This window comes from Sphingopyxis sp. MG, from assembly GCF_002953155.1.
In the GTDB taxonomy this organism is placed as follows: domain Bacteria; phylum Pseudomonadota; class Alphaproteobacteria; order Sphingomonadales; family Sphingomonadaceae; genus Sphingopyxis; species Sphingopyxis granuli.
Genome location: NZ_CP026381.1, coordinates 397,774 through 410,901 on the forward strand (window position 1 = coordinate 397,774; position 13,128 = coordinate 410,901).

The following is a 13,128-nucleotide window of genomic DNA, read 5'->3' on the forward strand; positions in this document are numbered from 1 at the left end:
ATGTCCTCTCTGCTTCGGCCGCCTGCGGACGGACCGGAAAAATGTGGCAGCGCCGTGCGCCGCCGGGCTCATTTGATGGCGAAGACGTGATACAGCGGGCCGTCGTCGGTGCGCATACCGTTCGATACGGCGATCACGCGGTTCAGCCATTCATATTTTTCATGCGCGGTTTCGAACCGCGGCGTCGTGTGCAGATAGAGGTCTTCATAAGGGCCGGGTTCGCGGCGGGCGAAGCGCGCGGCGGCTTCCGGCGAGGTCGGTGTCGACAGCCCGGTATATTGCATCGAGATCAGCGCGCCATCGTCGGTCTCCAGGGCGGTGCGCACGTCGATCAGCATCGTTCCGTCGCTGCGCCAGGATACCCAGTCGGCACCCCCGTCGAGGACGCGGCCTCGCATTCTGGGCCCTTCGAAGGTGCCGCCGACGACAGGGAAGATGCCCCGCTTGTTCTCACCACCCACGGGCTGAGCCCGGTCATAGGCGACATCCAGCCGCATCGCGAACAGCGGTTCCCAGGAAAGGGTTTCGATTCCGGCCATCTTCATCCTCCACTCGATTTCAGGGCGGCCATGCCGCAGACATTCCGGCTTGTAGAGCAGCAACCCCGGCAGGCTCCAAATCGCGCGCCGGCGCCGGTCCCAAAATCACATTCGTAAAATTGGGGCGCAAGGCGATTTGGACTACGACTTGCCGACCGATTTGCGCCACGATGTCCGCAAGCCTTCCCACCAGAGGCATGGCTGAGATGGCAGAGGAGCGACCATGACTCGTGCAACGGGCACCGCCGAGGGACAGGGCGGCGAAGGTGGGGCCGCGAATGTTTCGCCGTCCTACCGCCGCTATATTCTGACATTGCTGCTGGTCGTCTCGACGCTCAATTTCCTGGACCGCCAGATCATCAACATTCTGGTCGAGCCCATCAAGCAGGACCTGCAACTCGCCGACTGGCAACTGGGAATGCTGACCGGGCTGAGCTTCGCACTCTTCTATTCGGTATTGGGATTGCCTATCGCGCGACTGGCCGATCGCTCCAACCGACCGGTCATCATCGGGGTTTCGCTGCTCGCGTGGAGCGCCTTCACCGCGCTGTGCGGCCTTGCCGGCTCGTTCGTTCAGTTGCTGCTCGCGCGCATCGGCGTCGGATGCGGTGAAGCGGGGGGCGGGCCTCCCTCTCATTCGCTGATCGCCGATTTCACGACACCCCAGAATCGGGCCTCCGCCCTCGCCTATTTTTCGTTGGGCAGTCCGGTCGGCACGTTGCTGGGCCTCGGTCTCGGCGCGATCGTCGCCGATGCGTTCGGCTGGCGAATGGCTTTCTTCGTCGCGGCGGTTCCCGGCATTCTTCTCGCCGCCGTTCTGATGGCGACGGTCAAGGAACCGCGGGACCTTCGTTCGCTCAAGGCCGGGCCGAAGGCGGGGATCAGGGATGCGTGGATCGAATTGCGGTCCAAGCGCACGTTCTGGTGGATATGCTTTGCAGGCGCTGCAACATCCGTCGCAACCTATGGCCAGGGCGCGTTCTGGAGCTCCTTCTTTCTCCGCGTCCACGGGGAGGAAATCGCGGCGCTGGCTCCGGCCGGCACCGGACCGCTGGTGCTGGTCGGCCTCAGCCTTGGCCTGGTAAAGGGGCTTAGCGGCGTGGCCGGCGTCATCACCGGTGGATTGATCACCGACCGTCTCGCCCGGAACGATCTGCGCAGCTATTGTTCCGTCCCGGCCATCGCTCTCATACTGGCGTCTCCGGCCTTCGTCCTGGTGATGCTGGCGCCCGGTTTCACGACCGCCGCCGGCCTTCTGATCCTTCCCGTCTTTCTGTCGAGCCTGATATTCGGCCCGTCCTTCGCGGCGGTGCAGACGCTGGTTTCGCCCGGAACGCGCGCGACGGCGGCGGCGATCCTGCTTTTCATCCTGACGCTGACGGGCCTCGGACTTGGGCCGCTGCTCATCGGCATATTCTCCGACCTCTTCGCGGCATCGCTCGGGAGTGCGGAAGGATTGCGCTGGGCGCTCCTCCTGACCGCGCCCGCGAATCTGGTTGCCGGAATAGGCTTCTGGCTGGCCCGCCGAACCATCGTCCAAGAACTTGAACTTGATTGAACCGAGGCTTTTGCATGATTCCCGACCATCTTTTTGAACCCTTCCGTTCGCCCGGACTCGATCTGCCCAACAGGATCGTCATGGCCCCCATGACGCGATGTTTCAGCCCCGATGGCGTGCCCGGCGACGATGTGGTGCAATATTATCGCCGGCGGGCGGAGGGCGGAGCGGGGCTCATCATTTCGGAGGGGGCGGCGATCGATGAGCCCGCCGCGGTTACAAACCCTCGAATCCCGCGATTCCATGGAGAAGAACCGCTCGACGGGTGGCAGCGGATCGTCGATGCGGTCCACGCTGCCGGCAGCGCGTTCTTCCCGCAGCTCTGGCACACCGGGGCGGCGCGGCAGTCCGAACTGAGCGCCAATCCCGAAGTGGAGGCCATTTCGCCTTCCGGCTTGTTCGCTCCCGGACAGGCGGTGGGGCGCGCCATGACCGACGCGGACATCGAACGGCTGGTGGCGGCCTATGGCCAGGGGGCAGAGGACGCGAAGCGGTTGGGCTGCGACGGCATCGAGCTCCACTTTGCCCATGGCTATCTCGTCGACCAGTTCTTCTGGCCAGAGGTGAATCTGCGCGCGGATGCCCATGGCGCCGACCGCTATCTGCTCGCCGAAGCGATCGTGGCCGAGTGCCGGCGGAGGGTGGGGCCTGGCTTCCCGATCGGCCTGCGTTTCTCGCAGTGGAAGCAGCAGGATTACGATGCCCGGATCTTTGCAAACCCCGCTGATCTTTCCGCATTTCTGACGCGCATGGTCGATGCCGGCGTGACCATCTTCCATTGCTCGTCGCGGCGCTTCTGGGAACCGGAATTCGAAGGTGAAGCGCTCAACCTGGCTGGATGGACCAAGAAGCTGACGGGCGTGACGGTGATCACCGTGGGCTCCGTCGGGCTGAACCAGGAATTTCTGGTCAGCAGGACCGGGGTCGATACCGCGATCGATGAAAGCCGGCTGGAAGCGCTGAACGGCATGCTGGCTCGCGGCGAATTCGACCTGGTCGCTATCGGCCGGGCGCTTCTGGCCGATCCGCTCTGGCCGCGCAAGGTGCGCGCCGGCCGGTTCGAGAATCTGATCACCTATTCAAAGGACGCGGAACGGACGCTCGCCTGAGCGTCCGGGCGTACTCATTCAAAGGGAGAAGGATATCATGGGTTTGATCGATTTTCGGGCGCGGCCGAATACCAGGGAAATCATGTCGCTCTACGATCAGCCGGGGCGTGAGTTCCTGTGGAAGCGCTGGGGCTGCCCTCCGCCTCCCAAGGTCGAACTCGCCGACTTCATGGCCGATCTGCGGGGTGTCGGCGTGACGCGGGCGGTGGTCACCGGACGGCAGGTCGTGTCGGATCAGGGCGTCGCGTTCGGGACGAGCAACGACTATATCGCCGACTGCGTGAAGCGGTATCCGGACGTACTCATCGGTTTTGCGGGCATCGACGTCTCGTCCGGCGATCGGGCGGTCGCGGAAATCGAAAGAGCCGTGCGGGACCTTGGCATGAAGGGAATCTCGATCGACCCCTTCACCGCGCGCATCCTTCCCAACGACAGGCAACTCTATCCACTGTATGAAAAGGCGGCCGAACTCGGCATTCCGGTCGTCACGACCGTGGGGCCGCTGGTTGGCCGTTTCGGCGATCCCTATCTGTTCGATGAGCCGACCGCGGATTTCCCGATGGTCAAATTCGTCTATTCGCATGCAGTATGGCCGCAGGTTCTCGATTGGCTCGGCCTGGCATTTCGGCGGCCCAATGTCTTTCTCGAACCGTCGATCTATTGGACCAATCCGGGATGCGACGCGATGTGGATCGCGGCCAACGGGCAATTGTCGGATCAGATCATCTATGCGAGCGCCTTTCCCTTTGCGTCGCTGAACGCGATGGAAAAGATCCGGGCACGATGGGACTGGAGCGATGAGGCCTGGCACAGGTTCACCTATGCCAACGCCGCCCGGATTCTCGGCATTGAAGAAGGGTGAACCAGCGGCGTCTCGCGCGGGTCTGGCTCTCGTCACGGGGGCTGGCCGCGGGATAGGCCGGGCGATTGCCGAGGGGCTTGTGGAGGACGGGTGGCATGTTGTCGCCGCGGATCGCGACAGTGACGCCCTCGATGCGTTGGCCCGTTCTTCGCCCGGCTCCGCGCCCCTGTCGACCGAGGTCATGGACGTCACCGATCGGTGCGCGGTGGCAGCAGTGCTCGATCGGATTGGAACGCTCGACCTCCTTGTGAACAATGCCGGGATCGCCGGAAAGCGGTGTGCGATCGGGACCATTTCCGAAGTCGAGTTTCGAGATGTGCTGCGCGTCAACCTGCTCGGGATATTCATCGCATCGCAGGAAGCCGTGCGGCGGATGGGGAGTGGGGGCGCCATCGTCAATATTGCTTCCGCCTCCTATCTGGTGAGTCCCAATGTCCCTCATTACGGCATGACCAAGGGTGCGGTGGTCGGCCTGACTCGGTCGATGGCCTTGGAATTCCGTCGCCGCGGGATCAGCGTCAACGCCGTCGGACCGGGTGCGATCGACACGACGATGCAGAGCGCGCTGTCCGACGAACAGCGCGCGCATCTCGCCCGCATCTATTCCGATGGCCCCATGCCGCCCGCTGTCATCGCCGCCGCGGTTCGCTATCTCGCCTCTCCCGAAGGGCGACGGGCGCGGGGCCAGATGCTTATCGTCGACGAAGGCACCAGCCTGGGCATCGACCTGTGGTAGGAGCACGCTCCCTTTCCCTGAAAGTGATCGGAAACGGGTCCGGCGTCGCGGAGGCGATTGCTGGGCGGCTGACGGACATTCACGATTTCGTCGAGACCGGCCATGGGCCGTTCGACCTCGTCATGATCGATGCCGTCGACGAGGCGCGGAGCATTCGCTTTCTCGATCTTTCCGACGAGGATTTCGAGCGGCTCTGTCTGGCGCCTACGATTCGTCTCGAGCGGATGGTCGGCATGGCGCGTACGCTGGCCGGGCCTTCGGGCAGTCTCCTGCTCGTTGGAACGGATGCTTTTCTGGGAAAACCGGAAAGTGCGCCCCAGGCTGCGGCGGCAGGTTCGATGATCCAGCTCGGGCGCTCGCTCGGACGAATGCATCCGCCCGTGCGGTGCAACATGCTCATCCTGCCGATCGAGCCCGCCCGGAGAAGCCCGGGCATGTTCGACGACGCGGCGCGCCTTGCATCGGCCGTGGCCGGTTCGGAAACGCTGTGCGGGTTGCGGCTGTTCATCGACGGCGCCGCGCATCTCGACAGCCGCTACGTCGACCATCGCTGACAAGCGGTAATGCGCTTGCGTGCGGGCGGGCCGGGCCCGGGCGCCCGGCCTGCCATGAAGTCCGGTCAGGAAGCGGATTCCGCTGCCGAAACGGCATCGAGCGCGCGGGCGGAATAAACGAGCGCAGCGCCCGCGTTCAGCGCGACCGCGACGCCGAGAGCTTCGGCAATTTCTCCCTTGCCGGCCCCCGCCTTTACCGCCTTGTCCGAATGGACCGCGATGCAGCCATCGCAACGGGTCGTGACGGCCACGGCCAAGGCAATCAGTTCCCGGGTCTTCGCGTCGAGGCAATCGGTTTTAGCACCGGCGCCGCTCGCCATCATGTAGCCGCCGACAGTGTCCGGCGACAAGGCGCCGAGCTCGCCGATCCGGCCCATCAGCGCTTCGCGATACTCTTTCCAGTCGATCATTCCATCCTCCGTCGATTGGCCGCTGAGATGCCATCCGGCCGTCACGGGCCTTTTGTCGATCATCGATGACGTCGCGAAGCGTCGCGCCGAAAGGTGACGGATAATCACATCTTGAATAACGGACGAATGTTCCCGCGCGATGGCGACAGACGGGGGCGCCGATTGTATGTTTCTCTTATAAAATATCGTTTTTCGAGAATGAAATATAGGAACTAATTTTATTTCTTTCTTATGAATAGATCACAATTAATTTCAAATGGAATAAGGTCTGTGGGAGAGTTGTAAATGAATATTTCTATCAGGAAGATTTGTCTATCGAGCGCCTCGGCCGCCACCATCATGGTGGCCGGTCCTGCTTTCGGGTATCAGGCAGCGGAAGACGCGAACGCCTCCGCGGAAACCGTCGGTGCCGGCGACATCGTCGTCACGGCACAGCGGCGCGAGGAAAGCCTGCAGAATGTGCCGATTGCCGTGTCGGCATTCGGCACCGAGACATTGAAAGCCCAGAAGATCGAGGGCGGTCTCGACATCCAGACGGGCGTGCCCAACATGACCTTCGCGCAGGGGCAGCGCGGGGACAATGTCACCATCCGCGGCATCGGGACGAAGGCGTTCTCCGGATCGAGCGATTCGGCGACCGGGGTCCATTTCGCCGGTGCGCCGGTCACGGACAACCGCCTCTTCCAGATGGACCTGTACGACGTCCAGCGGCTCGAAGTGCTGCGCGGACCGCAAGGCACGCTATACGGCCGGAATGCGACGGGCGGCGTGATCAATGTCATTCCTGCGCGCCCGACCGATGACTTCGAGGCGTCGCTGAACGCCGAATTCACCAACCATGGCGGCCGCAAGTTCCGGGGCATGGTCAACATTCCGCTTGCCCAGGATGTTTTGAGCCTGCGGCTGGCGACCAGCATGTTCGACCGGAACGGCTATGTCCGCAATCTGATGAACGGCGACACGATCGATGGCCGCAGCATGTATTCGTTCCGCGCGACGCTGGGCTTCACGCCGACGGATCGCCTCAGCGGCTATTTCACCTGGCAGCGCTTTCGCGAGGACGACGACCGGCTCACCACGGGCAAGGGCGTGTGCGCCGCGGACCCCGGCCCGGCTTCGCTCGGCGGCGTGGACATCACCAATCCCATTGTGAGGGGGTTGCTGAGCCAGGGCTGCGCGAATGAGGTGCTGACGCCGGGGAAGGCGACGGCGCTTCCCAATTCGCTGGCTACATTCTTCGGCCTTGCCGCCTATCGGGCCGGCCTTGCTTCGGGTGACGTATTTGCCGGCCAGACGCAGATCCCGGGCTTCGACCAGGTCGCCACGCCGGTCACGCCGGCCTATGTGGCGCAGCAGGACATCTATCAGGGCGGCCTGACCTGGGACGCGACGGACAGCATCCGCGTCGAATATCTGGGGTCGTATCAGACCGGCAGGACCGCTTCGCGGCAGGATGCGCTTTTGGTGTACCCGGAGATCGCATTCAATTCGACCGCCCTTTATCCCGGCGGAATCGTGAACGATCCGCAGTTGGGCGCCTATGACAGGCTGATGTACCTCAACTCGAACGATCGGACGAGCAAGCAGCATTTCCACGAATTGCGGGTGGCTTCGTCCTTTTCCGGTCCTTTCAACTTCAGCATCGGCGGAAACTATCTGGACTACCGGCTGGTTCAGGCCGCCGGCAATTATTCGCACACGCTGACCGCCTTCGCCAATGTCGCGAACGGTGGTGCTTCCTGTGCCATCGGCGACAACAGCTGCATCTATATCGATCCGGACTCGAGCCTGATGGGTCAGGGGCATAATTATTTCCTGAGCTATCAGCCCTACCGGCTGCATTCCTACGCCGGTTTCGGAGAACTCTATTTCGAGCTTTCCGATACGGTGAAGCTCACGGCCGGCGCACGGTATACGAAGGACGACAAGCGGCTCGACAATATTCCGGCACGGCTTCTTACGCCCGGGTCGGGCTATCCGGCCGGCGTGCCGGCCGCCCTCAAGGCCAGCTTCGAGGCATTCACGGGACGTATCGGGATCGACTGGAAGCCCGAATTGAGCTGGACGGACTCGACCCTCGTCTATGCGTTCGCGTCGCGCGGATACAAGGGCGGCGGCCTCAACCCCGTGACGCCCGACGTCGGGGCGACCTTCGCACCGGAATATGTCAATGCCCTGGAGATCGGAACGAAGAACACGCTTCTGAACGGCGCGCTGTCGCTGAATGCGTCGGCCTTCTATTACGACTATAAGGACTATCAGATTTCCAAGTTCGTCAATCGGGTCAATGTGACCGAGAATGTCGACGCACGGGTGATGGGACTGGAACTGGAAGCGGTTGCGCGGCCGCTCGATGGTCTCCGCTTCAATTTCACCGGTGGTCTTCTGGACTCGAAGATCAAGAACGGCACCTCGCTCGATCTGTTCGATCGCACCCAGGGCGACGCCGATCTCGCCATCGTGAAGAACGGCTCGGCTTCGGTGTGCGTCGTGCCGAAGGCGGCGCTCGCGGACTTCGTCGCGATCGTGCAGCGGAGCAACGGGGCGCCGGAAGTGGCTGGAATTTCGGGCAATCCGAATTCCATGTTCAACATCTGCGGCGGGACCTATGCGTCGATGGGACTGGTCCCCACGCAAGGGGCACCGGCCAATCTTGCCGGAAACAAGCTGCCCAATGCGCCGGATTGGACCGTTTCCTTCGGCGCCGAATATCGCTGGAACCTGAGCGACAGCTGGTCGACCACCTTGCGCGGCGACTATTATCGCCAGGGGAGCTCTTTCGCCCGGCCCTATAACGCCGCGGTGGATTATCTGCCGGCCTGGGAAAATCTCAATCTCAGCCTCAAGTTCACGCAGGAGGAGATGATGCTGGACGTCGAATTCTACGTGAAGAATGTGACGAACAATCGTGCGACGACCGATTACCTCTATAACGATGATTCGATCGGCCTGACCGCGCGGGCGTTTCTGCGCGAGCCGCGCATCTACGCCATCTCGATTTCCAAGGCTTTTTAAAAGGGGGCCGGCCGGACGGCGGCACCCTTGCGATGCCGCCGTCCGTTCGAACATTGCCGTTCTATCAGGGAAAGCGACTGTCATGCGGAGCGAAGACGAACTGCTCATCGAAGCGGCGTGCCGGAAATTGATGACCCGCTATTGCGTCGGGCTCGATACACGGGATGCGGACCTGTTCCTTTCGGTCTTTTCGGCCGATGCCATTTGGGAACTCGTGAACGACACGCCGCGGACCCTGGCCGGGCAGGATGCCATTCGGTCCTACTTCGAATCGCGTCAGAAGAAGGTCTTCAACCTGCACCTCCTCCAGAACCCGCTCGTGACTGTCACGGGGCCGACCGAAGCGGAAGGTTATTGCATCGCGTTGATCGTCGATGGGCCGTGGGGCGACGGCGCGCTGCCCGTGCCGCTGCGGGGAACGGAAATGGTCACGGAATATCGCGACCGGTTTGAATTGCGGCCGGAGGGGTGGCGGATCGTGCGGCGGACGATGCGAAAGCTCATCGACAAGAAATCCGCGCCGCCTGCCTGAAAAGGCTTGGCTCGCCGCCACGGCAGCAGTCCGCCGCGACAGCCCGGATGGGTCCCGGGGAGCCCGGGCCCGTCTCGTCGCATCGCGCTTTCAGCGGAATCACGTATGTGATATGCTTGGCAGACATGGCGGTTTGGGTGGAGTCTGTCTGCCATTCATCCTTCATGGGCATCGCAGAGATCGCCTCGAGGCGACAAATGACTGATCGGCATTATGCCGCAGCAGTTGGGTGGAGAGATGAAACGCAGGCCCGTCAAATCGGCTTCGCGCACGTTCGAAGTGCTGGAGCTGTTCCGTGATCGTCGCACGCCGTTACGGCTCAACGAGATTTACTCGGCGCTCGGCTATCCTCAGTCGAGCACCACGAATCTGCTCAAGAGCATGGTGATCGAGGGGTATTTGAATTACAATCGGGCCACGCGCACCTATCTTCCCACCTTGCAGGTCGCGTCTCTCGGAAGCTGGATATTCAGCCACATTGCCCTGGCAAATGGTTATCATTGGCTGATCGACGAGCTTTTTCGACTTACCGACGAGACGGTGGTCCTCGTCACGCAGAACGACCTGTTCATCCAATATATGATGATGCGGGTTCCCGACCATCCGCACAAGCGGCCCCCCAATACCGGGGAGATGCGGTTGATGCTCGATGCCTCCTCGGGGATGGCGCTGATGAGCCAGATGCGCGACCGCGAAATCGACAAGATCTATCGCTATTCCAACTATTACGAGCTGAATCCGGGCCAGAGGATCTCCTTGCCCGACGTGATGCAGCATATCCGCTGGATACGGCATACGGGCTATTGCTATTGGCCGGATCATCCGGTGCCCGGCATCGGTTCGATCGCCATGCCGCTCGGGGAGACCCTGCACGGAATACCGCTCGTCATCGGTATCGGCGGGACGACCGAGCGCCTGTCTCCGCGGCGCGCCGAACTGGTGGAAATCATGCGGAACACGATCACGGAGTTTCGTCTGCGCTATCCGCAGGAGGATCGTCCGGCCCCCGACCTGGACGATTGCCTCGACGAATTGGCCGTCGCCGCCGAATGACGCCATCACAGTCGCGATAAACTGCGCTGGAGACCTCGTCTGCAGGGCGCGCATCCGACCGCCGTCTATCGTGCGGGCAGAGAGGAAGTGCCGATGCCCGTGGAAATCGATTTGCTGCCGGTCGGGGTTGCCGGTCTGGGTGAAAGCCCATTGTGGGACCATCGTTCGGAACGGCTGTGGTGGGTCGATTCGACCGGCCCGACGCTCCATGCATGCGATGCCGAAGGGCAGGATGCGGAGCATTGGGTGCTGAATCAGCCGATCGGCAGCATCGGGCTCGCCAAGGAGGGGCTGCTCGTCGCACTGGCGGACGGCTTCTACCGGTTCGATCCCGATGGCGCGAAGCTGGTGCCGATTGCCCAGCCCGAGATGGCACCCGCGACGCGGCTCAACGATGGCAAGGCGGATCGGTGCGGACGCTTTCTCTCTGCGTCGATGTGCACCGGGGCCAATGTCCGAGCCGGCGGCCTGTTCCGGCTCGACGCCGACGGCGGGTGCGAACGGCTCGAAGACGGCGTCACCATCGGCAATGCCATCTGTTTCTCGCCCGATGGCGACACGCTCTATTTCGCCGACAGCATGGACGGAATATTGAGGCGCTACGATTATGCCGGGGACAGCGGAACGATCGGGCCGCGAACCGATCTGGTCGATTGCCGCGACCAGGGATCCCCGCCTGACGGCGCGACGGTGGACAGTGAAGGACATATCTGGGTCGCGCTGGTGCTGGCGCAGGCGGTTGCCTGCTATTCGCCCGAGGGCCAATTGCTGCGTTCGATCCCGCTGCCGCTTCCTTATCCCTCCTGTCCCGCGTTCGGCGGTCCGGGTCTCGATACGCTCTATCTGACGAGCATCGCCAATTCGGGGCACCGGCTTGTCGCGGACCATCCCGATGCGGGCCGGATCACGGTCATTCGCGGGCTGGGCGTCACCGGGCTGGTCGAAGGCGTCTATCGCTGAGCGATCACCGCAGCGCGATCGAGATGCCGCCGTCGACCAGCAGCGATTGCCCGGTGACGAAGCCCGACCGCGTGCTGTCGGCGAAGAAGAGAACGGCCTCGGCAATATCGATGGTTTCGCCCAGGCGGCCCAGCGGCGTGCTGGCCACGCGCGCGGCGAAGGCCGCTTCGTCGAGCATCGCGCGCACGCCTTCGGTGGCGATCGTCGAGGGAGCGACCGCGTTGACGCGGATGCCCGCAGGCGCGAGTTCGATGGCGGCCGAACGCGTCATTCCCTCTACCGCTGCCTTGATCCCGCAATAGACCATGGCGTTGGGCAGGCCCATCCGCGCCGAAACCGAGGCGATATTGACGATGGCTCCGCCGCCGCGCGGCCGCATGTATCTCGCCGCCGCCTGCGTTCCCCAGACGATTCCGGCAATCCCGACCCCGAGCATCCGATCGAGGCTCTCCTTCTCGATCTCCTCCACCGGCGCATAGCGGGTCCACATGGCATTGTTGACGACCACGTCGAGGCCGCCGAGCGCCTCGACCGCGGCATCGAAGGCCGCGTGGAGCGCCTCGCGATCCGAGACGTCGCAGCCAAGGGCGATCGCCCGTCCGCCCGCCGATTCGATCTCCTGTGCAAAATCCTCGCACCAACGCGCCTTGCGGTCGACGAGCGCGACCGCTGCCCCTGCCGCCGCGAGCCGCGCGGCGATGTCCCGGCCCAGCCCTCGCGATGCGCCGGTCACCAGCGCGATACGTCCATCGAGTTCGTTTGCCATGATCGATCCTGGATGTGGAAGGGGCCGGTCGATGCCGTCGATGCGGCTGCCCCGTTATGACCGCAGGAAATCGTTCGACGTTACGGCGGAAATCGCAACCGGCGATGCGGTCGGCGGTGCGATATCACAGGGGCGATGCCGCCCGGACCCAGGACCGAGCGCCAAGTTTCTCAGATGAGATTTTCGCCGTCCGGTGCGGCTTTTCCGAAGGGATCGGAGCGGACGATGCCATCTTCCCGCCGATATGGGAGAAACCTGATGGGCAATGTCCGCACCGAAATCGAAAACCACGTCGCATTGGTGACGCTCGACAATCCGCCGGTCAATGCGGCCGCGCTTGCCATGCTCGAAGAGATCACCGACACCTTCGACAGCTTCAACGATCGCGACGAGATACGTGCCGTCGTCCTGACGGGTGCGGGGCGTTGCTTCAGCGCGGGGGCGGACCTCAAGAACCGTCCCGATCTGTCGGTGCCCGGCACGCGCTGGCGCCGCAACCGCGTGGTGCGCGAGGTCGGCTATTCGATCGCCGACTGCGCCAAGCCGGTGATCGCTGCGGTCAACGGGCCGGCCCTCGGCGCCGGCCTCGGGCTGGTGGCGAGCTGCGATATCATCGTGGCATCGGAGGATGCCGTGTTCGGACTCCCCGAAATCGACGTCGGCTTGATGGGAGGCGGCAAGCATGCGGGACGCCTGCTGCCGCATTCGCTGGTCCGCCGGATGATGCTGACCGGTTACCGTGCGCCTGCCGCGGAACTCTATCGGCGCGGGGTCATCGAAGCCTGCCTGCCGGCCGGCGACCTCCTCCCCTATTGCCTCGAAATGGCGGCCGTGATCGCATCGAAAAGCCCGCTGGCGACGCGCCTTGCAAAGGACAGCATGCGCACGATCGAGAATATGACGCTGCGCGACGGCTATATCTACGAGCAGGGCAACACGGCGAGACTGTCGACATCGCACGACGCGCAGGAAGCCGTGGCGGCGTTCGTCGAGAAACGCCCGCCCGTCTTCCTCGGCCGCTGAGTAGGATTTCC

Annotated in this window: 13 protein-coding genes; 10 read left to right on the forward strand and 3 right to left on the reverse strand. The window is 63.2% G+C overall.

Annotated features, from left to right (window positions below):
• Positions 1-68: 68 nt before the first annotated feature.
• Complete coding sequence (locus tag C3E99_RS01820; RefSeq protein WP_158682049.1) at positions 69-602, reverse strand: DUF3237 domain-containing protein; 534 nt, start codon at positions 600-602, stop codon at positions 69-71.
• Positions 603-852: 250 nt separating this feature from the next.
• Here C3E99_RS01820 and C3E99_RS01825 point away from each other — a divergent pair, with 250 nt between their 5' ends.
• The 5 genes from C3E99_RS01825 to C3E99_RS01845 are packed head-to-tail and all read left to right on the forward strand — an operon-like array spanning position 853 to position 5,358.
• On the forward strand, positions 853-2,097 hold the full coding sequence (locus C3E99_RS01825) for a spinster family MFS transporter (protein ID WP_234002561.1): 1,245 nt from the start codon (positions 853-855) through the stop codon (positions 2,095-2,097).
• A 14-nt stretch (positions 2,098-2,111) separates the two neighbouring features.
• Positions 2,112-3,206 carry an NADH:flavin oxidoreductase gene (locus C3E99_RS01830; protein WP_104959327.1) on the forward strand — a complete coding sequence of 365 codons (1,095 nt, stop codon included), beginning with the start codon at positions 2,112-2,114 and terminating at the stop codon, positions 3,204-3,206.
• 37 nt (positions 3,207-3,243) lie between these two features.
• The gene (locus tag C3E99_RS01835) at positions 3,244-4,068 is read left to right on the forward strand and encodes an amidohydrolase family protein (RefSeq protein WP_067105160.1); all 825 of its coding nucleotides are present in this window, start codon (positions 3,244-3,246) and stop codon (positions 4,066-4,068) included.
• Positions 4,055-4,804, forward strand: a complete 750-nt coding sequence (locus C3E99_RS01840; protein WP_234002562.1) for an SDR family NAD(P)-dependent oxidoreductase — start codon at positions 4,055-4,057, stop codon at positions 4,802-4,804. Before C3E99_RS01835 ends, C3E99_RS01840 begins: the two co-directional genes overlap by 14 nt.
• A complete protein-coding gene (locus tag C3E99_RS01845) occupies positions 4,798-5,358 on the forward strand; it encodes a hypothetical protein (protein WP_158682051.1) in 561 nt (186 codons plus the stop codon). Before C3E99_RS01840 ends, C3E99_RS01845 begins: the two co-directional genes overlap by 7 nt.
• Before the next feature lie 65 nt (positions 5,359-5,423).
• Here the strand turns inward: C3E99_RS01845 and C3E99_RS01850 are convergent, their stop codons facing one another.
• Positions 5,424-5,768 carry a carboxymuconolactone decarboxylase family protein gene (locus C3E99_RS01850; protein WP_067105241.1) on the reverse strand — a complete coding sequence of 115 codons (345 nt, stop codon included), beginning with the start codon at positions 5,766-5,768 and terminating at the stop codon, positions 5,424-5,426.
• A 285-nt stretch (positions 5,769-6,053) separates the two neighbouring features.
• On the opposite strand from C3E99_RS01850, the gene C3E99_RS01855 reads away from it, so the two are divergent.
• The 4 genes from C3E99_RS01855 to C3E99_RS01870 all read left to right on the forward strand — a co-directional run bounded on the left by C3E99_RS01855 (position 6,054) and on the right by C3E99_RS01870 (position 11,328).
• A complete protein-coding gene (locus C3E99_RS01855) occupies positions 6,054-8,783 on the forward strand; it encodes a TonB-dependent receptor (protein ID WP_076073491.1) in 2,730 nt (909 codons plus the stop codon).
• Positions 8,784-8,865: 82 nt separating this feature from the next.
• Positions 8,866-9,315 (forward strand): nuclear transport factor 2 family protein, encoded by a 450-nt coding sequence (locus C3E99_RS01860; protein WP_076073492.1) that lies wholly within the window; start codon positions 8,866-8,868, stop codon positions 9,313-9,315.
• Positions 9,316-9,528: 213 nt separating this feature from the next.
• Entirely contained in the window at positions 9,529-10,368 is an 840-nt protein-coding gene (locus C3E99_RS01865) for an IclR family transcriptional regulator (RefSeq protein ID WP_234002563.1), read from the forward strand.
• Between the two features lie 93 nt (positions 10,369-10,461).
• Positions 10,462-11,328, forward strand: a complete 867-nt coding sequence (locus tag C3E99_RS01870; RefSeq protein WP_076073493.1) for an SMP-30/gluconolactonase/LRE family protein — start codon at positions 10,462-10,464, stop codon at positions 11,326-11,328.
• A 4-nt stretch (positions 11,329-11,332) separates the two neighbouring features.
• Here the strand turns inward: C3E99_RS01870 and C3E99_RS01875 are convergent, their stop codons facing one another.
• On the reverse strand, positions 11,333-12,094 hold the full coding sequence (locus C3E99_RS01875; protein ID WP_076073494.1) for an SDR family NAD(P)-dependent oxidoreductase: 762 nt from the start codon (positions 12,092-12,094) through the stop codon (positions 11,333-11,335).
• A 258-nt stretch (positions 12,095-12,352) separates the two neighbouring features.
• On the opposite strand from C3E99_RS01875, the gene C3E99_RS01880 reads away from it, so the two are divergent.
• Positions 12,353-13,117 carry an enoyl-CoA hydratase/isomerase family protein gene (locus C3E99_RS01880; protein WP_083674947.1) on the forward strand — a complete coding sequence of 255 codons (765 nt, stop codon included), beginning with the start codon at positions 12,353-12,355 and terminating at the stop codon, positions 13,115-13,117.
• Positions 13,118-13,128: the final 11 nt, after the last annotated feature.